The 21716-nt window shown below is 67.1% G+C and carries 20 protein-coding genes; 15 read left to right on the plus strand and 5 right to left on the minus strand.

What is annotated here, in order from left to right; genetic code table 11:
* Positions 1-44 precede the first annotated feature (44 nt).
* The gene (locus FOA17_RS07685; protein ID WP_238991762.1) at positions 45-1559 is read right to left on the minus strand and encodes a polysaccharide deacteylase family 2 protein; all 1515 of its coding nucleotides are present in this window, start codon (positions 1557-1559) and stop codon (positions 45-47) included.
* Between the two features lie 159 nt (positions 1560-1718).
* Here FOA17_RS07685 and FOA17_RS07690 point away from each other — a divergent pair, with 159 nt between their 5' ends.
* From FOA17_RS07690 to lexA, 7 genes are all read left to right on the plus strand, one after another.
* The gene (locus tag FOA17_RS07690) at positions 1719-2312 is read left to right on the plus strand and encodes an anthranilate synthase component II (RefSeq protein ID WP_149140889.1); all 594 of its coding nucleotides are present in this window, start codon (positions 1719-1721) and stop codon (positions 2310-2312) included.
* On the plus strand, positions 2309-3322 hold the full coding sequence (trpD, locus tag FOA17_RS07695) for an anthranilate phosphoribosyltransferase (RefSeq protein WP_149140890.1): 1014 nt from the start codon (positions 2309-2311) through the stop codon (positions 3320-3322). The genes FOA17_RS07690 and trpD overlap by 4 nt, the downstream gene beginning before the upstream one ends.
* A gap of 94 nt (positions 3323-3416) precedes the next feature.
* A complete protein-coding gene (locus tag FOA17_RS07700) occupies positions 3417-4067 on the plus strand; it encodes a uracil-DNA glycosylase (RefSeq protein WP_149140891.1) in 651 nt (216 codons plus the stop codon).
* Between the two features lie 61 nt (positions 4068-4128).
* Complete coding sequence (trpC, locus tag FOA17_RS07705; protein ID WP_149140892.1) at positions 4129-4941, plus strand: indole-3-glycerol phosphate synthase TrpC; 813 nt, start codon at positions 4129-4131, stop codon at positions 4939-4941.
* The gene (moaC, locus tag FOA17_RS07710) at positions 4938-5417 is read left to right on the plus strand and encodes a cyclic pyranopterin monophosphate synthase MoaC (RefSeq protein WP_149140893.1); all 480 of its coding nucleotides are present in this window, start codon (positions 4938-4940) and stop codon (positions 5415-5417) included. The genes trpC and moaC overlap by 4 nt, the downstream gene beginning before the upstream one ends.
* Entirely contained in the window at positions 5414-6589 is a 1176-nt protein-coding gene (locus FOA17_RS07715; RefSeq protein ID WP_149140894.1) for a molybdopterin molybdotransferase MoeA, read from the plus strand. Before moaC ends, FOA17_RS07715 begins: the two co-directional genes overlap by 4 nt.
* Before the next feature lie 81 nt (positions 6590-6670).
* Positions 6671-7363, plus strand: coding sequence for a transcriptional repressor LexA (gene lexA, locus FOA17_RS07720; protein WP_149140895.1), 693 nt, complete (start codon positions 6671-6673; stop codon positions 7361-7363).
* Here lexA and FOA17_RS07725 read toward each other — a convergent pair.
* Entirely contained in the window at positions 7357-9489 is a 2133-nt protein-coding gene (locus FOA17_RS07725) for a ComEC/Rec2 family competence protein (RefSeq protein WP_238991763.1), read from the minus strand. The two genes, lexA and FOA17_RS07725, sit on opposite strands and share 7 nt — an antisense overlap.
* Before the next feature lie 79 nt (positions 9490-9568).
* Here FOA17_RS07725 and gltX point away from each other — a divergent pair, with 79 nt between their 5' ends.
* From gltX to FOA17_RS07745, 4 genes are all read left to right on the plus strand, one after another.
* Complete coding sequence (gltX, locus tag FOA17_RS07730) at positions 9569-10969, plus strand: glutamate--tRNA ligase (RefSeq protein ID WP_149140896.1); 1401 nt, start codon at positions 9569-9571, stop codon at positions 10967-10969.
* Positions 10970-11046: 77 nt separating this feature from the next.
* Positions 11047-12342: a citrate synthase gene (gene gltA, locus FOA17_RS07735; protein WP_149140897.1), complete on the plus strand. Its 1296-nt coding sequence runs from the start codon at positions 11047-11049 to the stop codon at positions 12340-12342.
* 81 nt (positions 12343-12423) lie between these two features.
* Positions 12424-13140: a heparan-alpha-glucosaminide N-acetyltransferase gene (locus FOA17_RS07740; RefSeq protein ID WP_149140898.1), complete on the plus strand. Its 717-nt coding sequence runs from the start codon at positions 12424-12426 to the stop codon at positions 13138-13140.
* A 59-nt stretch (positions 13141-13199) separates the two neighbouring features.
* Positions 13200-13682, plus strand: coding sequence for a PaaI family thioesterase (locus FOA17_RS07745; RefSeq protein WP_149140899.1), 483 nt, complete (start codon positions 13200-13202; stop codon positions 13680-13682).
* Here the strand turns inward: FOA17_RS07745 and FOA17_RS07750 are convergent.
* Positions 13669-14775, minus strand: coding sequence for a DUF2235 domain-containing protein (locus FOA17_RS07750; RefSeq protein ID WP_149140900.1), 1107 nt, complete (start codon positions 14773-14775; stop codon positions 13669-13671). The genes FOA17_RS07745 and FOA17_RS07750 overlap by 14 nt on opposite strands.
* A gap of 138 nt (positions 14776-14913) precedes the next feature.
* Entirely contained in the window at positions 14914-16059 is a 1146-nt protein-coding gene (locus FOA17_RS07755; RefSeq protein ID WP_149140901.1) for a type III PLP-dependent enzyme, read from the minus strand.
* 214 nt (positions 16060-16273) lie between these two features.
* On the opposite strand from FOA17_RS07755, the gene FOA17_RS07760 reads away from it, so the two are divergent.
* Positions 16274-16705 (plus strand): Lrp/AsnC family transcriptional regulator, encoded by a 432-nt coding sequence (locus tag FOA17_RS07760; RefSeq protein WP_149140902.1) that lies wholly within the window; start codon positions 16274-16276, stop codon positions 16703-16705.
* Between the two features lie 4 nt (positions 16706-16709).
* Here the strand turns inward: FOA17_RS07760 and FOA17_RS07765 are convergent, their stop codons facing one another.
* A complete protein-coding gene (locus tag FOA17_RS07765) occupies positions 16710-17351 on the minus strand; it encodes a winged helix-turn-helix transcriptional regulator (protein ID WP_149140903.1) in 642 nt (213 codons plus the stop codon).
* A 74-nt stretch (positions 17352-17425) separates the two neighbouring features.
* Here FOA17_RS07765 and FOA17_RS07770 point away from each other — a divergent pair, with 74 nt between their 5' ends.
* From FOA17_RS07770 to FOA17_RS07780, 3 genes are all read left to right on the plus strand, one after another.
* A complete protein-coding gene (locus FOA17_RS07770) occupies positions 17426-17788 on the plus strand; it encodes a DUF1428 domain-containing protein (protein WP_149140904.1) in 363 nt (120 codons plus the stop codon).
* Positions 17785-18537, plus strand: coding sequence for a VOC family protein (locus FOA17_RS07775; protein WP_149140905.1), 753 nt, complete (start codon positions 17785-17787; stop codon positions 18535-18537). Before FOA17_RS07770 ends, FOA17_RS07775 begins: the two co-directional genes overlap by 4 nt.
* A gap of 70 nt (positions 18538-18607) precedes the next feature.
* Entirely contained in the window at positions 18608-21715 is a 3108-nt protein-coding gene (locus tag FOA17_RS07780; protein ID WP_149140906.1) for a valine--tRNA ligase, read from the plus strand.
* The last annotated feature ends 1 nt before the right edge of the window (position 21716 follow it).

Below are 21716 nucleotides of genomic sequence, written 5' to 3' on the forward strand. Positions count from 1 at the left end.
GCGCCGCGGCATCGCGAAAAGGGGGCGCGGCGCGCCCCCTTTTGTCATTCCGCCCGGGCGAGAACCGCGCTCAGCGGAGCCAGCGCGACGGATCCCGCACGCCCCTCCAGTGCCCATTCGGTCAGCGCGGCGATCATCTCGGGCGTGGCATGGCCCAGAACGACAACCTGCCCGTCCTGCGCCGCCTTAAAGGCCGCGCGATCCAGATAGCGGCGGATCAGCGGCGCGGCCTCGCCCTCGCCATCCAGTTCGCGGAAGATGCGGGCGGCGGGCACCGCCTCGCGCCGGGCGACCTGATCGCCGGCATTCAGCCCCTTGTCAAAGGTCACCAGCCCGCGCCCCTGCGCCTTGACCACCGGCACCAGTGCCGAGGCCAGCGCCCGGTTGTTCTGGAACCCGTCTTGCGGCAGATCGACCACCGCCACCGCCTCGGGCAGCGCCTTGGCATGGGTTTCAAAGGTGACTTCCAGATCGCTGGGCTTGGCGCCGGCGGGAATGGCGGTGGCGAGCATCGCCACCTCCTTGTCGGCGCCACGATAGAGCGCGGCAAGCTTGTCGGCATCGGCCGCTGTCGGGTCGAGGACGAGCGTCACCGGCACCGAGAGCGCGGCCAGCGCGGCGCGGTCGATCGCGGCCTTGCCATCGTCGATCAGCAGCACCGCATAAAGCGGCTTGTTGGCCGGGTTTTCAAACGGGGCGGCATAGCGGGCCAGCGGCAGGCCGGCATCCACGCTGGGCAGCGCGTCTTCGGCCGGGGGTGGCGGGGCATCGCTGCCGATGCTGGGCAGGCGGCCGGTCGTCACCCCGGCCACCTCGCCCGTCAGGCCGGGCTGCGGCGGGGTGGGTGCGTCGGGGGCCTCGGATGCGCTTTCGGCGGGCGGTGCGATGGCGGCCCCGTCACCCGGGGCATCGGCGGGCGTCGCGGCCATGCCGGGCTTGTCGAGCAGCGGCTCGGCCGGGGCGACGGGCTCGGACGGGGCCTCTGCCGCCGGTTCCTCGGTTTCGGGCGCCAGCGGGGAATGCGCGGGCATCTCGCCCGGCAAGGGCGGCAGGTCGGCCTCGGCGGTGGTGGCGGGCAGATCGGGCAAAGGCGCCTGATCGGGGGCCGGCGCCTCGGTCATCGCGGCGCCAGAGGGCGCGGGATCGGTCATTTCGGCACCCGGCACCGGCTGGGCTGGCGGGGTCTGCTCGGCGGCGACAAGCGGCGTCGGCGCCTCTTGCTCCGGCGCGTCATCCGGCGCGGTCGCGGTCACCTCTTCGGCCTCTGGTGCCGGCGCGGGCGCCGTTTCCATCGGAGCGGCCTCGGTCGCGGCCGCTGTGACATCAGGCGTGACGGCCGGCGCTTCCTCGGCGACAGGCTCCGGCGCGGGGGTATCCATCGGGGCCGGATCGAGCCGCGGCGCCGCGCCTTCCACCTCTTTCACACCGGGGTTGGTCGGCAGGTTCGCCGCCCGCTCAGACAGCACCGCACGCGGCGGCGCCGCCAGTTGCGACGCCACCCCAAGCCCCAGGACAGAGACGACCCCGCCCCAGACGATACCAGACACGAACCCACGCACGACGCTGCCTCCACCCGTTTCGACGGTTTGCCCGCCGCTGCCCTTGGCCCCCGGGGTCGTGGCCTTTGACTTGACCTTGCCCCTTGGCTGGGCCCATGTATAACCCGACGCTGCGCGGGGTTCACCCCCAAACATGCCCTTTTCGCAAGGCCCGGCCCGATGCTTCTGTTGATCGACAATTATGACAGCTTCACCTACAATCTCGTGCATTATCTGGGCGAGTTGGGGGCCGATATCCGGGTCGTGCGCAATGACGCGCTGGATGTGCAGGCGGCTATGGCGCTGCGCCCCGAAATGATCGTGCTGTCGCCCGGCCCCTGCGACCCGGCGCAGGCCGGCATCTGCCTGCCGCTGACCCACGCCGCCGCCGAAGCGAAGATCCCGCTTCTGGGCGTGTGCCTGGGCCATCAGACCATCGGCGAGGCGTTCGGCGGCAAGGTCGTGCGCTGCCACGAGATCGTGCATGGCAAGATGGGCAACATGCATCACAAGGGCGAAGGCGTGTTCCGTGGCCTGCCCTCGCCCTTCCTCGCCACGCGCTATCATTCGCTGGTGGTGGAGCGCGACAGCCTGCCCGATTGCCTGGAGATCACCGCCTGGCTGGAGGATGGCACCATCATGGGCCTGCGCCACAAGACCCTGCCGATCGAGGGTGTGCAGTTCCACCCCGAAAGCATCGCCAGCGAACACGGGCATCAATTGCTGCGGAATTTCCTCGACTCTGCCCGCGCGGCCTCGGGGGTGGCGGCATGAGCGACCGTCTGAAACCGCTGATCGGCACTGCCGCGACCCGGGCGCTGACCCCCGACGAGGCCCGCGCCGCCTTTGAGGCCCTGTTCGAGGGCGAGGCGACGCCGGCGCAGATGGGCGGCTTTCTGATGGCCCTGCGCACGAGGGGCGAGACGGTGGAGGAATATGCCGCCGCCGCCAGCGTGATGCGTGCGAAATGCCACCCCGTGCGGGCGCCGCAGGGCGCGATGGATATCGTGGGCACCGGCGGCGACGGCAAGGGCACGCTGAACATCTCCACCGCGACCGCCTTTGTGGTGGCGGGCGCCGGTGTGCCGGTGGCCAAGCATGGCAATCGCAACCTGTCGTCGAAATCCGGCGCGGCGGATGCCCTGGGCGAGATGGGGATCAATGTCATGGTCGGCGCCGAGGTGGTGGAGCGTTGTCTGGCCGAGGCCGGGATCGGCTTCATGATGGCGCCGATGCATCATCCGGCGATGCGCCATGTCGGCCCGGTGCGGGCCGAACTGGGCACGCGCACCATCTTCAACATTCTGGGGCCGCTGACCAACCCCGCCGGGGCAAAGCGGCAATTGACCGGCACCTTTACCGACGCACTGCTGCGCCCGATGGCCGAGACGCTGCGCATGCTGGGGTCGGAAAAGGCCTGGCTGGTGCATGGGGGCGATGGCACGGATGAGGTGTCGATCGCGCTGCCGACCCGGGTCGCGGCGCTGGAAGGCGGGCAGATCCGCGAATTTTCGGTGCATCCCGAGGATGCGGGCCTGCCGGCCCATCCGTTCGAGGCGATCATCGGCGGCACCCCGGCCGAAAACGGCGCGGCCTTCCGCCGGTTGCTGGAGGGCGAGGCCGGCGCCTATCGCGACGCGGTGCTGCTGAATGCCGCCGCCGCGCTGGTGGTGGCCGACCGCGCCGGGAGCCTGCCCGAAGGGGTGGAGATCGCGCGCGAGTCGATCGACAGCGGTGCCGCGCTTGGCAAGGTCGAGGCGCTGGTGGCGCTGACCGCGGCCTGAGCCCGGGCGCGCGCCTCTGGTGACCCCGGAGGGGTTTTGCACCCCTCCGGACCTCCCCGCAGGATATTTTTGAACAGATGAAGGGAGGCCGGGCATGGTGGCGCAGAACTTGCCCCCGCCGCCGCCAAGTTGGGCCGATCTGCCGTTCTTTCGCACGGACTGGCCCGCGCTGGCCGGGCGGCTGGCGACGGCGGCGCCCTGGCAGCCGGCCAACCCGTTTCGCGCGCTGGAACTGACGCCGCGCGACCGGGTGCGGGTGGTGATCCTGGGTCAGGATCCCTATCCGACGCCGGGGCGCGCCACTGGCCTCGCCTTCGGCTTTCCGCCCGGGGCGGCGCCGCAGCATTCTTTGCGGAACATCCTGACGGAGTTGCAGGCCGATCTGGGGGTGGGGCGGCGCGACGGCGATCTGTCGGGCTGGGCGGCGCAGGGGGTCTTGTTGCTCAACAGTGTGCTGACGGTGCCGTTGGGCCAGTCGAACGGCCACAAGGGCTGGGGCTGGGAGGCGCTGGTGGCGCAAGTTCTGGCCGCCACCGCCGCCGATGGGCCACGCGCCTTCGTGCTTTGGGGGGGGCCTGCGCAAAAGTTGTGCGCGCGCCTGCCCCGCGCGGGGCATCTGTTCGTGGAAAGCGCGCATCCTTCGCCGCTGGCGGCCTATCGCGGCTTTTTCGGATCGCGCCCGTTCAGCCGGGTGAATGACTGGCTCGTCGCGCGGGGGGAGCCGGCGGTGGATTGGGCGGGGTGAACTGCGCTCGCGGGTTTTCAAACCGGCGCGCAGCGGCTATCCCGGGGGAAAGGAGTCCGACATGAGCACCATTCTCGACCGTATCAAGGCCTACAAGCTGGAGCATGTCGCCGCCTGCAAGGTGGCCCGTCCGCTGGCCGATCTGGAAGACGCCGCGAAGGACGCCCCGGCCCCGCGTGGCTTTGCCGCCGCGCTGCAACAGGCCGCCGCCAAGGGCTATGGCCTGATTGCCGAGGTCAAGAAGGCCAGCCCCTCCAAGGGTTTGATCCGGCCGGATTTCGACCCGCCCGCCCTCGCCCGGGCCTATGAGGAGGGCGGCGCGACCTGTCTGTCGATCCTGACCGACGGCCCCAGCTTTCAGGGCGATGACGCCTTTCTGACCCAGGCGCATGATGCGACCCGCCTGCCCTGCCTGCGCAAGGATTTCATCTATGATCCCTATCAGATCATCGAGGCGCGGGCGCTGAAGGCCGACTGCATCCTGCTGATCATGGCCTCGCTTGACGATGCACAGGCGGCGGATCTGGAACAGGCCGCCTTCGCGCTTGGCATGGATGTGCTGATCGAGGTGCATGACCGGGCGGAGCTGGAGCGCGCGGCGCGGCTGAAATCGCCGCTTCTGGGCATCAACAACCGCAATCTGCACACTTTCGACGTGTCGCTGGACACCACGCGCGACCTGGCGCGGCGGGCGCCGGCGGACCGGCTGATCGTCTCGGAAAGCGGGCTGTTCACGCCCGGCGATCTGGCCGACATGGCGCAATATGGCGTGCGCTGCTTCCTGATCGGCGAAAGCCTGATGCGGCAGGACGATGTTGCCAGCGCGACGCGGGCGCTGCTGGCCAATCCGCTGCGGGCGCCGGGGGGCCACTGATGCCGCTCAGCCATTTCGACGCGCAGGGCGATGCGCATATGGTCGATGTGTCGGACAAGCCGGTGACGGCGCGGCTGGCGGTGGCGCGCGGTGCGGTGCGGATGTCGGCCGAGACGCTGGCGCTGGTGATCTCGGGCCAGGCGGCCAAGGGGGACGTGCTGGCGGTGGCGCGGCTCGCGGGCATCATGGGTGCAAAGCGGACGGCCGACCTGATCCCGCTGTGCCATCCGCTGCCGGTGACCAAGGTGGCGCTTGACCTCAGGGCCGACCCGGCCCTGCCCGGCGTGGTGGTGGAGGCGACGGTCAAGACCACCGGCCAGACCGGGGTGGAGATGGAGGCGCTGACCGCCGTGTCGGTCGCCTGCCTGACGATCTATGACATGCTGAAGGCTGCCGAAAAATCCATGCAGATTGAGGGGATACGCCTTGTGCTGAAGGAAGGCGGCAAGTCGGGCCGCTATGAGGCAGCGCCGTGATTCCGGTCGCCGAGGCATTGGACCGGGTGCTGGCTCTGGCCACGCCGCTGCCGGTCGAAACCGTGCCGTTGGCGCAGGCCATGGGCCGCTGGCTGGCCGAACCCGTCGCCGCGCGGCTGGATCAGCCGCCCTTTGCGGCCTCGGCGATGGATGGATATGCCCTGCCCGAGGCGCCGGCCTCTGGCGCGCGCTATCGCGTGATCGGCGAGGCGGGGGCCGGGCATGGCTTTGCCGGCACGCTGACCGCAGGCGAGGCGCTGCGCATCTTTACCGGCGCGCCTGTGCCTGCAGACGCCCGGCATGTCGTCATTCAGGAAAACGTCACGCGGGCGGGCGATGTGATCACCGTGACCGAGGGCGGCGGGCAGGACAATATCCGCCCGCGCGGCGACGATTTTCGCGCGGGCGATCTGGTGACGCCGCGCTGCCTGGGTGCGCATGATCTGGCGCTGCTGGCGGCGATGAACCACGCGACGCTGCCGCTGCGCCGGCGGCCTGTCGTCGCGCTGCTGGCCACCGGGGATGAGCTGGTGATGCCTGGCGAAAGCCCGCGCGCCGACCAGATCATCGCCTCCAACGCCTTTGCGCTGCGCGGGCTGGTCGAGGCGGCGGGCGGCATCGCGCGGTTGCTGCCGATCGCGCGCGACAGCGAGGCAAGCCTGCGCGCCGCGCTCGATCTGGTCGGCGAGGTCGATGTGCTGGTCACGATCGGCGGCGCCTCGGTCGGCGACCATGATGTGATCGCGCGGCTGGGCGAGGGGCTGGGGATGAGCCGGGCCTTTTACAAGATCGCGATGCGACCGGGCAAGCCGTTGATTGCAGGAACCTTTCAGGGGCGCCCCATGCTTGGCCTGCCGGGGAACCCGGTCTCGGCGGTGGTCTGTGCGCATCTGTTCCTGCTGCCGCTGCTGCGCGCGATGCAGGGTGACCCTGCCCCCGCGCCACGGCTGCGACACGGCGTGCTGGGCTGCGATACCGGCCCCGCCGGCCCCCGGGCGCATTACATGCGCGCGCGTCTCGACGAAGGCGCCGGCGCGCCGGTTGTCACCCCCTTTGCGCGGCAGGATTCGGCGCTGCTTTCAGTCTTGTGCGCCGCCGATGCGCTGCTGCTGCGCCCCGCCGGCGATGGCGCCCGCCGCGCGGGTGACAATGTGGAATTTCTGCCGCTCTAGGCGAACAGGCTTGACACAAAGCGGGAACACGGGCAGAACATTAAGATAACTTCTGATGTGTCCGCGAAGGGGATTGGCCTGATGCTCACGCGCAAGCAGTTGGAATTGCTGGATTTCATCCGCGTCCGCATGGATCGCGACGGGGTTCCGCCGTCCTTCGACGAGATGAAAGAGGCGTTGGACCTGCGGTCCAAATCCGGGATCCACCGGCTGATCACTGCGCTGGAGGAGCGTGGCTTCATCCGTCGTCTGGCGCATCGCGCCCGCGCGATCGAGATTGTGAAGCTGCCCGAAGCGATGGAAAAACCCGGCTTTTCGCCGCGTGTGATCGAAGGCGCGCGCCCCGCGGCCCCGCCGCCGCGCGCGGCGATGCCGGTTGAGGCCATTCACGCGATGGAACTGCCCGTGATGGGCCGCATCGCCGCCGGTGTGCCGATCGAGGCGATTTCCGAAGTATCGCATCACGTTGCGGTGCCGGGGTCGATGCTGTCGGGCGCCGGTCAGCACTACGCGCTGGAGGTGAAGGGCGATTCGATGATTGAGGCCGGGATCAACGATGGCGATATCGTGGTGATCCGCGAACAGAATACCGCGAATAATGGCGATATCGTCGTGGCCCTGGTCGATAATGCCGAGGCGACGCTGAAACGGTTCCGCCGCAAGGGCGACATGATCGCGCTGGAGGCGGCGAACCCCGCCTATGAGACGCGGGTGTTCCCCGATCATATGGTCAAGGTGCAGGGCCGGCTGGTCGGCCTGATCCGCAGCTATTGATCCAGCGCAGCCCGGCGTTCTGGCGACAGGATCAGGGGATCGAGAGGGGCGGCCCCGGCGCCCCGCTGCCAGAGCCTCTGACCCTGTCGGGCTGGCTGTGGGATCAATTGCCCATCCCGAAGCGTCAGCGCCAGCGCGCCGGTCTTTTGCAAGAAACGCTGATCCAGCAGGATGCAGTCGCCCGGCGCGGTGGGCGCCTCTGGCAGGCGCGCGGCGACAATCACCAGATCAGCGGCGGCGCAAGCGGCAGCGGCGCCCTCGGCTGCGGTCTTGCCCCGCAGATGCAGCCCCCGCCAGGGCCCGAGTTGAAAATGCCGCGCGGTCTTCGCCCCCTCGAATCCCGGGCGGGCGGCGGCGGTCGGTTGTTCGGTCAGGTCGCCGTCATTCTCCAACCAGCTTTGCGCGGCAAAACCCGCGCCGCGCGTGACGGAAAGCGACCGCCCTTCCGGCGTCATCAGCCCGACCAGCGCGCCATCCGGCGCGATCAGCAGATCCGGGCGCGGCGCCTGCGACCACAGCCCGAAGGCCACAATCAGGACCGGCAGCGCCAGCACCCGCCGCCATCCGCGCCAAAGCGCGAGCCCCAGTCCGCCCAGTGTGATCAAGGGCAGCACCCAGGGCCCCGGCGCCACGACCGGCGTCACCGCCCCCTCCCATTCCGCAACCATGGCGGCGACATACAGGATCCAGCGACAGCCCAGCCCCATGACCCAAAGCGGCAGATCGGCCAGCCCAAAGGGTGCCGCCAGCGCCGCCACCGCGCCGGCGGGCATCACCACGATGCCCATCACCGGAACGGTCAACAGATTGGCAAAAACGCCGAAATCGGCAATCCGGTTGAAATGCGCCGCACCGAAAGGCCCGGTCGCCAACCCGGCCAGCAGCGAAGACAGAACCAGCGTGAAGGCCGGCATGACCCAGCGGGGAATGCGCCCGCGCAGCACCCCGCCCTCCAGCGCGCCAAAGCCCGCGATCAGCGAAATCGTCGCCGCGAAGGACATCTGGAACCCGGGGTCCAGCAGGCTTTCCGGCCGGACCAGCAGCAGGACCATCGCCGAAAGCGCGACCGAGCGCATCGACAGCGCCCGCCGGTCCAGCAGCACCGCGCCCAGCATCACGCAGACCATGAGAAAGGCGCGTTCGGTCGCCACGTTCGACCCGGAGAGCAAGAGGTAGAACCAGGCCACGCCCAACGAGACGACGGCGCTGATCTTCTTGGCGTTCACCCGCAAGGCCAGCGCCGGCACCAGGGCGATACCGCTGCGGATCAGGGTGAAGACAAAGCCGATCAGAAAGGCCATGTTCATGCCCGAAATTGCCAGAAGATGCGCAAGGCTGGAGGCACGCAGATCGGCGACGGCCGGCCCGCTCAGCCCCGAACGATCGCCGGTCATCACGCCGGAGGCAAAGGCGCCGGCATCACCCCCGATGCTCGCCTGAATGCCCGCCGACAGGGCCGCGCGCATCCGGTTCACCCATTGCTCGCGCGGGGCCGGATCGGCCAGACGCAAGACCGGCGTGCGGCTGTAGCCAAGCGCGCCGAGCTGCATGAACCAGGCCATGCGCTGAAAATCAAAGCCGCCGGGTTCGACCGGGCCTTCTGGCGGGGCCAGATGCGCGGTCATCTGCACCCGCTGCCCCGGCGTCGGCGTCATCACCGCGATCTTGCCATGTAGCGCGACACGCACCCGGTGCGGGGTCCGCTCCTGCGCCACCGCATCCAGCACGACCTGATCGAGCGTCAGCCGCAGCGCATCGGATTGCGATCGGTCGATTTCGACGATGCGGCCGGTAACCGGGCCGTAATAGCGGAATTCCAGCACCGGCGCGGCCACCAGATGCACCCGCAACCCGGCGGCGAGCCCCCCAAGCAGCACCATGGCCAAGGCGACGCAGAGGGGGTGGGCGACCTCCGGCCCCAGCCGCCAGAGCGCGACCAGCCCGACAAGGCCACAAACCATCGCGCCATAGGCCCAGAGCGGCGGTTCGTTCACCAGCCCGAACCACAGCCCGATCCCCAGCCCAAGGCAGACCGGCGCCCAGGGGAACAGATAGCCCCGCGCCTCGGCCAAGGCCGTGAGCAGGGCCACGAAGGGCCATTGCGCCTGCCGCCACAGCGCCGCCACCTTGTTTCCCCGCCTCCTCTCGCCTATCACGCTGACCAAAGGCTAAGGCCAACACGGTTTCCGAAAGGTTAACGCATCCATGACCCCGCCCGTCGTCACCCGCTTTGCCCCCTCGCCCACCGGCTATCTGCATATCGGCGGCGGCCGGACGGCGCTGTTCAACTGGCTGTTCGCGCGCGGCCGGGGCGGCAAGTTCCTGCTGCGGATCGAAGATACCGACCGCGAGCGTTCGACCCCCGAGGCCACGGCCGCGATCCTGCGCGGGCTGGAATGGCTGGGCCTTGACTGGGATGGCGACGTGATCAGCCAGTTCGAACGCCGCGACCGCCATGCCGAGGTCGCGCATGAGATGCTGGCGCGCGGCACGGCCTACAAGTGTTTCAGCACCAAGGAGGAAATCGACGCCTTCCGCGCCGAGGCAGAGGCGAAGGGCAGCTATGCCCTGTTCCAGAGCCCCTGGCGCGACGCCGACCCGGCCAGCTATCCCGACCGGCCCTATGCAATCCGCATGAAGGCGCCGCGCCTGGGCGAAACGGTGATCGACGATCAGGTTCAGGGCCAGGTCCGCATCAAGAACGAGACGCTGGACGACATGATCGTGCTGCGCTCGGACGGGACGCCGACCTATATGCTGGCGGTGGTCGTGGACGATCACGACATGGGCGTGACGCATGTGATCCGGGGCGATGACCATCTGGTAAACGCCGCACGGCAACAGATGGTCTATGACGCGATGGATTGGGCGGTGCCGGTCTGGGCGCATATCCCGCTGATCCACGGCCCCGACGGCAAGAAGCTGTCCAAGCGTCACGGCGCGCTTGGCGTCGAGGAATATCAGGCCATGGGCTATCCCGCGGCGGGGATGCGCAATTACCTGACGCGGCTGGGCTGGGCACATGGCGACGCCGAGTTCTTTACCAGCGCGCAGGCGATGGAATGGTTCGACCTGAAGGGAATCGGTCGCGCGCCGGCCCGGCTCGACTTCAAGAAGCTGGAGAATCTGTGCGGCCAGCACATCGCCGCCACGCCCGATGCTGCGCTGCTGCATGAACTGGAGGCATTTCTGGCGGCATCAGACCAGCCGGCCTTGACCCAAGACCAGCATCGGCTGATGCTGGCTGGCATGTCGAGCCTGAAGGAAAGGGCCAAAACATTTCCGGAACTTATTGAAAAGGCACGGTATATCCTTGCCGAACGCCCCATTTCGCGTGACGATGCGGCGGAAAGGGCGCTGGACGCGGTATCCCGTGGTATACTGAAAACATTGACGCCGCGCCTGCAAACTGCTAGCTGGACGAAGGATGATCTTGAGGCCATCCTGACGGGGATCGCGGCAGAACACGGCATCGGCTTTGGCAAACTGGCCGCGCCGTTGCGGGCCGCCCTTGCCGGGCGCACGGTCAGCCCGAGCGTCTATGACATGATGCTGGTCATCGGTCAGGACGAGACGATTTCGCGGCTGGAGGATGCCGCGGCCTGATCGCCGCGCCCTCTGCCCGCCCGCTATTCGCCGCAGCGCCACCCCGGCGCTGCCCGCCAACGCAGAGGGACGTGACCATGGCAGAGACCACCAGAACCGCGAAGCTGACGTTTGACGACAAGACCATCGACCTGCCGATCCTGTCGGGCACCGTCGGACCTGACGTTCTGGACATCCGCAAGCTCTATGCCCAGGGCGATGTCTTCACCTACGATCCGGGCTTTACCTCGACCGCGGCCTGCGACAGCGCGATCACCTATATCGACGGCGACAAGGGTGAGCTGCTGCATCGCGGCTATCCGATCGACCAGCTGGCCGAAAAGTCGCATTACCTCGAAGTCTGCTATCTGCTGCTGCACGGGGCGCTGCCCAATGCCGCGCAGATGAAGGATTTCGAAACCCGCATCACCCGGCACACCATGGTGCATGAGCAGATGCACTATTTCTTCCGCGGCTTCCGTCGCGACAGTCACCCGATGGCGACCATGGTGGGCGTGGTCGGCGCGATGTCGGCCTTCTATCACGACTCGACCGATATCAACGATCCCTGGCAGCGCGAAGTCGCCGCCATGCGCCTTATCGCCAAACTGCCGACCATCGCCGCGATGGCCTACAAGTATTCGGTGGGCCAGCCCTTCGTCTATCCGAAGAACAGCCTCGATTACGCCGCCAACTTCCTGCACATGTGCTTTGCGGTGCCCTGCGAGGATTATCAGGTCAGCCCGGTTCTGGCGAAGGCCATGGACCGCATCATGATGCTGCATGCCGATCACGAGCAGAACGCCTCGACCTCGACCGTGCGTCTGGCGGGCTCGTCGGGCGCCAATCCCTTTGCCTGTATCGCGGCCGGCATCGCCTGTCTGTGGGGGCCGGCCCATGGCGGCGCCAACCAGGCCTGCCTGGAAATGCTGCGCGAGATCGGCACCGTGGATCGCATCCCGGAATTCGTGGCGCGCGCCAAGGACAAGAACGATCCGTTCCGCCTGATGGGCTTTGGCCACCGGGTCTACAAGAACTTTGACCCGCGCGCCAAGGTGATGAAGGAATCCGCCGACGAGGTGCTGGGCCTGCTGGGGATCGAGAACAACCCGACCCTGCAAGTCGCCAAGGAGTTGGAGCGTATCGCGCTGGAAGACCCCTATTTCGTCGAGAAGAAGCTCTATCCGAATGTCGATTTCTATTCGGGCATCATCCTCGATGCCATGGGCTTCCCGACCTCGATGTTCACGCCGATCTTCGCGCTGAGCCGCACCGTCGGCTGGATCAGCCAGTGGCGCGAGATGATCGCCGACCCGACCCAGAAGATCGGCCGCCCGCGTCAGCTCTATACCGGCGAGACGCAGCGCGACTATGTGGATGTGCGCCACCGCTGAGCCGGCGCCACGCGCGACAGGGCGGCCCCAAGGGGCCGCCTTTTTCATTGCGGGGCGGCGGGGCAGTTGCGACAAGGGCCTATGCGCATTACCCCGCGAATCTGGCTTGTCGATCTGGCCCGCAGCCTGGCGCTGCTGGGGATGGTGGTGTTCCATTTCACCTTTGACCTTCAGATGTTCGGGCTTGTTGCGCCGGGCACGGTGCAGGCCGGCCTGTTCTGGGGGCTGGCGCGCGCGGTGGCGGGCAGTTTCCTGGCGCTGGCGGGGGTCTCGCTCTGGCTCGCGCATGGAGAGGGAATCCGCTGGCGGGCGTTCTGGCGGCGCTGGCTCATGCTGGCCGGGGCGGCGGCGCTGGTCAGCCTGGCCACCCGCATTGCGATGCCGCAGGGCTGGGTCTATTTCGGCATCCTGCATTCCATCGCGCTCGGCAGCCTGCTGGGCCTGGCCTTTCTGCGCCTGCCCGGCTGGGTCAATCTGGGTCTGGGCCTTGCGCTGATCGGACTGAGCGCGCCGCTGGCGCAGATGCTGGACTGGAACCAGCCCGCCTTGCGTTTTCTGGGTCTGGGCACCCTGCCCGCCTATACGATGGATTACGAGCCGCTGTTCCCCTGGTTCGGCCCGCTGCTGATCGGTCTGGGGCTGGCGCGGCTGGCCGGGCCGCTCTGGCCGCGTCTGGCGCGGGTCACCGGGCCTGAGGCGCTGGCCTGGCCGGGGCGGCATTCGCTGGCGATCTATCTGATCCACCAGCCGCTGCTGATCGGCGGGCTGTGGCTCTGGCTGCGTTTCGCGGCGGCGTGACGCAGCGTCGCGCACGCGGCCCCCTTCCGCAGCGGCAAGGGATTTGCCATCCCTGCGGCATGACCGATCCCGTCTTTGCCCGCACCGCCGCCGACCTGCCCAGCCGCGAAACGCTGCTGGCGATGTCGGGCCTTCAATTCATGCAGGACATGCTCGCGGGCCGCATCCCCCATCCGACCATCGCCGCGATCATGGGTTATCGCATCGCCTCGGTCGCGCCGGGTCGGGTGACGCTGACCGGGGCGGCGGGGTTTGAGCATACCAACCCCTTTGGCGGCGTGCATGGCGGCTGGTATGGCACGGTTCTGGATGCCGTGCTGGGCTGCGCGGTGATGACGGCCGTGCCGCAGGGGCGTTGGTATACGACGCTGGAATACAAGGTGAATATCACCCGCGCCCTGCCGATCGGCACCGAGATCGAGGCCGAGGGCCTGCTGGATCATGCCGGGCGCAGCACGGCGGTCGCGCATGGCACGATCCGCGGCAAGGCCGACGGGCGGATCTATGCCACGGGATCGACGACCTGCATCATTCTCGAATAACGGCGCCCGTGAGCGGCGCCTCGGGCAGGCGCAGTTCGGGCAGCGACCAACGCTTCGGCTCCACCTCCAGCACCGAAGGATGCACGCGTTCGGACGGGTCGCGCCCGACCTTGCGGGCATGGCGCAGCAGGAAGGCCGCGCCAAAGCCCCGCCAGGTGCCCACCATCGGCGCATGGGCGTCGCAGGGAAAGCGGTCGCGCCAGCCCTCGGGCAGGGCCAGCCCACAGCCTTCGCCGCGCTCCAGCATCCAGACCAGCGGGATATTGGCCAGCGGACGCGCGGCGGTGAAATCGCCCAACTGGCCGCCGATATCGGCATGGCTGCCGCGAAACCAGACCTGTTGCACCTGCCCTTCCCATCCCGGCGGGCAATCCCACATCACCGGGGCAAAGACCGACCGGGTTTCGTGCAGGGCCAGCGCCTGATAGCCGTGGCGGATGGAACTGCCGAGATGGTGGTTGTGAAAGGCATGCCGCCCCTCGGTCAGCATCCAGAGCAGCGGCAGCCGCACCCCAAGCGCCTTGACCGTATCCCAGACCCCGACCATCTGGATCGGCGCCGCGTCATGGCAGTTTTCCAGCGCGAAGATGCGGGCGGCGCGGCCGTCGGGGTTTCGTTCGTAATGGCGATAGGCGAGCGTCACATTCCGCTCGGTCGCGGTTTCCTGCCGCAACAGGCCCACCCGGTCGATCACCCCGGCCAGGCTGCGCACCGCATAGGCACCGCGCGAATAGCCCAGCAGAAAGATGCGGTCGCCGGGGCGATAATGGCTGGCCAGCCAGCCATAGGCGCGGCGGATCTGGCGGTTGATGCCGCGCCCCTGCAAGACATCGACCGTGTCCGACCAGCTTTCCCATTGCAGGCCCGGTTCGTAATAGAGACTGCGTCGCTGCGCCCCCGGCACCGGTTCGCGCAGGATCTGGAACGCCCGCCCCGCATTGCTTTCGCGCCCCGGATGCAGCGAGGCCAGCGTGCCATCCAGCACCACGACATGATCCACCGCCCCGCGCTGCACACCCCGAGGCGGCGCCTCGGCCGGCACGACATCGGCCGGCCGGCGAAACCAGCGTGACAGACGGTCAAGGAAACTCATCCCCCCTCCCTCCGACTGGTCCCACCGTTCCGCATCACTTCCCTCCGCATCCTGCGGTCATGCTAGAGGGCAAATGGTAAACGCCCGGTGGAGCATGTCCAGCCGGGCGTTCGCAATGTCAGAAATTTGACTGGCCGATCAGACCTTGAGCGACAGGACCGTGGCGATGGTCAGCTCGCCAAAGCCGTTGAAGCGGGTATTGGTGGCGATCGAATAGGCGCCCATGCCGTGAATCACCAGATAATCGCCCTCGGCGATATCCTCGGCCAGCATCAGCTCGCCCGGGATCCGGTCCACCGAATCGCAGGTCGGGCCAAAGACGATGCGCGAGACCAGCTCGCCCGCGCGACGCTTGCCCTCGCCATCGACGACCTCGATCCGGTCGATGATGCCCACCAGCGGCAGTTCCGCCAGCGCGCCATAGACCCCGTCATTGAGGAAGACATGCGCGCCATCTCGCACTGCCTTGACCTTGGCGATATGGGTGAAGGCATCGCCGCACAGGCCGCGGCCCGGCTCGCAGACCAGCATCGGGCGCTGGTCGCCAAAGGCCTCGGTCGCGACACGGTCGATCAGCTCAAAGATTTCCTCGATCTGCGGCACCACGGCTTGCAGCCGGTGATTCGGGAAACCGCCGCCCACGTTCAGCCGCGCCACAGTCACGCCCGCCTCGGCGCCGATTTCGGCGGCAGAGCGGATATAGGCCTCCCAGGCGTGGGGGTCGGTGCACTGCGTGCCGGGGTGGAAGGTCAGCGAGGGGATGAAGCCCGCCTCGGCCGCCCGTTTCAGCAATTGCGCCGCCAGTTCGACCGTCGCGCCGAATTTGGCGCCGAAATTATAGGCCGCGCCCGCCACCGGCAGCTTGAAGCGGACCGAGATCTCGCAGGCGTCGTTCGGCACCAGCTCGATCAGCTTTTCCAGCTCCGACGCGCTGTCCACCGACCAGCTTTTCACGCCCAGCTCCACCGCCTGCGCGATTTCCGCGCGCGACCGGACGGGGTTGTTGTAATGCAGCGCCGCATCGGGGGCGAGCCGGCGGATCAGCCGGATCTCGTTGGGCGAGGCCACGTCAAAGCCGCGAATGCCGGCCGCCGACAGGTTTTCAATCACCACTTCCGACGGATTGGTCTTGACCGCGTAGGTCACCATGCCCGGAAAACCGTCGATGAAGCGACGCGCGGTCGCTTGCAACACGGTGGGCGAAAAGAAGATCACCGGGTTTTCAGGCCGCACATTGCGGATGAATTCGGTGGGGTTGGACCAGATCGTTTTGGAGAGTCCCATCGGCGTGTCCTTTCTGCCAACAGAACGCAAGCGGCCATTGCCCGGTTCCCACCGGGAGCCAGCACCTGCGCGGTCATTACAACCAGGCCAGGTGCGTATGAGCCGCCCTTTTCCTGAAAACGTGGAATGCGCATATGGGGCCAAACTTAACCGATGAAAACTACAAAACCTTAGTGTATGGATGACAGAATGACGAAAAAACCGGGCAAATTGCATGGATGAGATGGATCGCAACATCATCGGGCTGCTGAGCGCCGATGCCCGCATGTCGGTGGCCACGCTGGCCCGGCGGATGAAGGTCGCGCGGTCCACCGTGCAGGCCCGGCTGGAGCGGCTGGAGACCAGCGGCGTGATCGCGGGCTATACGCTCAAGCTGGGCGAAGCGGCCCGGCAGGGACGGCTGCGCGCCTCGGTCCTGCTGACGATCGAGCCGCGCGCGCAGGCCGCGATCCTGACCCGGCTCAAGGCCATTGGCGAGATCGAGAAGGTGTTCACCACCTCGGGGCGCTATGACCTGCTGTTGCAGGTGGCGGCACCCTCGACGCAGGTGCTGGATCAGGTGCTGGACCAGATCGGGGCGCTGACCGGGGTGGTCAGTTCCGAAAGCCTGATCCACCTTTCCACCAAATTCGACCGCGCTGTCTGACCGATCAGCGCAGGGAAAACAGGTTCAGGAAGGCCTGCCCCTGCGCGATGTCACCGTCAAAGCCGATCATCCCCCGCGCCGCGACCTCAAGCGGCTGCGGCCCATAGACCACCGCCGCCATCAGATTGGCATTCGCGGCGCGAAAGGTCAGCGGGGCTTCGGCCATGCCGCGCTCCACCCGGAAACGGCCGGGGGCGGTGCGAATGGAAAAGGCATCCTCGCCGATCGTCATCGCGACACGAAACGCCCCCGCCTCTGCCCGTGCGCACAGCGCCCGCATCGACAGCATCAGCGCGGTCGGGCTGATGAATAGGCGCGGGTCATGGCCCGGCTGGCGCACGCCCCATTGGCACAAGGCCCGCAGCACCGGCCAAAGCCCCTCGCCCGCCGGGGTCAGGCGGTAAAGCTGCACCCGCGCGGGTTCGGGCATCATCTCGCGCGTGAGCAGGCCCGCCGCCTCCAGTTCGGCCAGACGCTGTGTCAGCACATTCGCGCTGATCCCCGGAAGCCCCTCGCGCAGCGCGCCAAAGCGGCGCGGCCCCAGGATCAGTTCCCGCACCACCAAAAGCGCCCAGCGATCCCCGATCAGATCGAGCGCATGCGCGGCGAGACAGCCTTCTTCATAGCTCCGGCGGGCCTTGGTCATTATTTCTAACTTTTGGTTGCTTTTTGTAACCTAACAGGTCAGCCTTGAATCTCAAGCCCAGACAGCAGGCGCAGATGCAGTATATCGACGGCTTTGTCATTCCGGTTCTGACAGTCAATCGCGATGTCTATCGCGACCATGAGGCAAAGTGGTGGCCGTTCTTCCGCGACCGTGGCGCTCTGTCGCTGGTGGTGGGCTGGGGCGATGACGTGCCCGCCGGCAAGCAGACCGATTTCCTGCGCGCGGTCGAGGCCAGGCCGGATGAGACAGTGGTGTTCTGCTGGTTGACCTGGCCCGACAAGGCGACCCGCGACGCCGCCCATGCCTCCATGATGGCCTCGACGGAGATGGGCCCGGAAATGGACATGCCCTTTGATGGCAAACGCATGATTTACGGTGGTTTTACCCCAATTCTTGTTCAAGAGGTGACGAAATGACCTATCACGGCTCGCCCTGCTGGTATGAACTGACGACTGCGGATACCGCCGCCAGCCAGGCGTTCTATGGCCCCATTCTGGGCTGGACCTTCCGCGATTCCGGGATGCAGGGCTTTACCTACACATTGGGCTGCGCTGGCGAGGCGATGGTGTCCGGCCTTTATGCCCCGATGGAGGGGATGGGCGAATATTGGGTGATCTATTTCGCGGTCGAGGACGTGGATGCCACCTGCGCCCGTGTGCCGGATCTGGGCGGCACGATCTGCATGGAGCCGGCCGACATCCCGAATGTCGGGCGCTTTGCCGTGGTGGCCGATCCGCTGGGCGCCACCTTCTGCCTGTTGCAACCGCTGGGCGGGCAGATGAGCCAGGCCTTCGACCAGATGAAATCCGGCCATGGCAACTGGCACGAACTGATGGTGGCCGATCCCGTCGCCGCCATGGGCTTTTACGGCGCCCTTCTGGGCTGGACGCCTTCGACCGTCATGCCGATGGGCGAGATGGGCAATTACCACCTGATCGGCTGGCAGGGCCGCGATATCGGCGGCATGATGGGCCTGCCCGCGCCCGAGGTGCCGCCGAACTGGCTGCCCTATTTCGGCGTGCCCTCGATCAAGGCCGCGATGGCGCAGATCGCGGCGGGCGGCGGCAGCGTGGAGATGGGCCCGATGGAGGTGCCGGGCGGCGCCTTTGTCTGTCAGGCGAAAGACCCGCGCGGCGTCTGGTTCGCGCTGGTCGGCGGGGCGTAAGCCCCCCCCGCGCCCCTTCCCCTTTCGGCGGCTTTTCGCTAAAGCCTTGGCCGACGAAAGGGGAACGCTCATGCCGATGGAAAAGACCTTCAACGCCGCCGAGGCCGAGGCCCGTATCTCGCGCCAGTGGATCGAGGGCAAGGCGGGCCGCGCCGGCGCCCATGCCAAGCCGGGACGCCCGGCCTTTTCCGTCATGATCCCCCCGCCCAACGTGACCGGCAGCCTGCATATGGGCCATGCCTTCAACAACACGTTGCAGGATATTCTGGTGCGCTGGCACCGCATGCAGGGCGATGACACGCTCTGGCAGCCCGGCACCGACCATGCCGGTATCGCCACCCAGATGGTGACCGAACGCGAAATGGCGCTGCAACAGGAACCGACCCGCACGCAGATGGGGCGCGAAAAGTTCCTGGAACGGGTCTGGCAGCAAAAGGTCAAGTCGCGCGGCACGATCATCGGCCAGTTGCAGCGCCTCGGCGCCTCGTGCGACTGGGACCGCGAGGCCTTTACCATGTCCGGCGCCCCCGGCGCGCCCGCGGGCGAGGATGGCAATTTCCACGATGCCGTCATCAAGGTCTTTGTGGAGATGTATAACAAGGGCCTGATCTATCGCGGCAAACGCCTCGTGAACTGGGATCCGCATTTCGAGACCGCGATTTCCGACCTGGAGGTCGAGAATATCGAGGTGCCCGGCCATATGTGGCATTTCAAGTACGAACTCGCCGGCGGCGAGACCTATGACTATGTCGAGAAAGACGAAGACGGCACGGTGACCTTCCGCGAAAAGCGGAACTACATCTCCATCGCCACCACGCGGCCGGAAACCATGCTGGGCGATGGCGCGGTGGCGGTGCATCCCTCGGATGCGCGTTACGCGCCCATCGTCGGCAAGATGGTGAAACTGCCGCTCTGTGACCGTCTGATCCCGATCATCGCCGATGAATACCCCGATCCGAATTTCGGCTCGGGCGCGGTAAAGATCACCGGCGCGCATGATTTCAACGATTATCAGGTGGCCAAGCGCGGCGGCCTGCCCTGCTATCGCCTGATGGATACCCGCGGCCGGATGCGCGAAGACGGCGCGCCCTATGAGGTCGCCGTGGCGCGCGCCCGCGAGATCGCCGCCGGGTCGCCCACCACCGAGACCGAGGTGGACAGCCTGAACCTGGTGCCGACGAAATATCGCGGCATGGACCGGTTCGAGGCCCGCAAGGCCGTGATCGCCGATATCAACGCCATCGGCCTGGCCGTCACCGTGATGATCAAGGAAACCGACCCCGAAACCGGGTCGGAACATCTGCGGCTGGAGCCGGTGGTCGAGAACAAGCCGATCATGCAGCCCTTCGGGGATCGCTCCAAGGTCGTGATCGAGCCGATGCTGACCGACCAGTGGTTCGTCGATACCGCCAAGATCGTGGAACCCGCGCTGGAGGCGGTGCGCACTGGCCGCGTGAAGATCATCCCGGAAAGCGGCGAAAAGACCTATTATCACTGGCTGGAGAATATCGAGCCTTGGTGTATTTCCCGCCAGTTGTGGTGGGGGCATCAGATCCCGGTGTGGTATGGGCTGGATGTCTGGCCGGCCGGGTTCCGCGACGATGAAGGCGACAATGCGCTGGACGAGGTGGAGCTGTTCCGCCTGCTGGCCGATGGCGGCTTCAACCATGCCGAACCGGTCTATCACTGCGCCCATGATCTTCAGACCGTGGCTGCGCGCTTCATGGATGACCTCGCCCCCCTGCCCGTGCCGCTGAACCACGCTCGCGTGATCGAGGTGGAGACCCGCGAGGCGGCGGTGGAGGCGCTGGCCCGTGCGTTGGCAGATTACAACCTGACGCAAGATCCGACGCATCTGGTTTACCCGGTCTGGCGCGATGCCGACGTCCTCGACACCTGGTTCTCCTCCGGCCTGTGGCCCATCGGCACGCTGGGCTGGCCGGAACAAACACCGGAACTGGCCAAATACTTCCCGACCAGCGTTCTGGTCACCGGCCAGGACATCCTGTTCTTCTGGGTCGCCCGCATGATGATGATGCAACTGGCAGTGGTGGAGGATATCCCCTTCCACACCGTCTATCTGCATGGCCTCGTGCGCGACGCCAAGGGCAAGAAGATGTCGAAGTCGCTGGGCAACGTCATCGACCCGCTGGAAATCATCGACGAATACGGCGCCGACGCGCTGCGCTTTGCCAATGCGGCCATGGCCTCGCTGGGCGGCGTGCTGAAGCTCGATACCCAGCGGATCGCGGGCTATCGCAACTTCGGCACCAAGCTGTGGAATGCCTGCCGCTTTGCCGAGATGAACGGCGTCTGGGACGGGCACGCGACCCAAGCCGCGCCGCCGCAGGCCACGGCCACCGCGAATAAATGGATCATCGGCGAAACCGCCAAGGCCCTGGCCGAGGTGAACGCCGCCCTCAACGATTTCCGCTTCGATTACGCGGCGCAGGCGCTCTATGGCTTTGTCTGGGGCAATGTCTGCGACTGGTATGTCGAATTCGCCAAACCGCTGTTCGACGGCGATCAGGCGGCGGAAACCCGCGCCACGATGGGCTGGGTGCTGGATCAATGCATGATCCTGCTGCACCCGTTCATGCCCTTCATCACCGAAGACCTCTGGGCCACCACCGGCAAACGCGCGGGCTTCATCGCCCATGCCGACTGGCCGACCTATAGCCCCGACCTGATCGACGCCGAGGCCGATCGCGAAATGACCTGGGTCACCGGCCTCATTGACGAGATCCGCTCGGCCCGCGCCCAGATGCATGTGCCGGTGGGCCTGAAACTCGACATGCTGGCGCTTGCCATGGATGCCCCCGCCCGCGCCGCCTGGACCCGGAACGAGGCGCTGATCCAGCGGCTTGCCCGGATCGAAAGCCTGACCGACGCGCCCGCCGCCCCGAAAGGCGCGCTTTCCATCGCGGCCGAGGGCGCGAGCTTCGCGATCCCGCTGGACGGCATCATCGACATCGCCGCCGAAAAGGCGCGGCTCTCCAAGACGCTGGAGAAACTGGAAAAGGAAATCTCCGGCCTCAAGTCCCGGCTCGACAACCCGAAATTCATCGCCTCCGCCAAGGACGGGGTGGTGGACGAGGCCCGCGCCAACCTGGAGGCCCGGACCGACGAGGCCGGCAAGATCGCCGCAGCCGTAGCGCGTCTGGCGGAAATCGGCTGAT

Origin of the sequence: Gemmobacter caeruleus (assembly GCF_008271655.1) — a bacterium.
GTDB lineage: Bacteria > Pseudomonadota > Alphaproteobacteria > Rhodobacterales > Rhodobacteraceae > Gemmobacter > Gemmobacter caeruleus.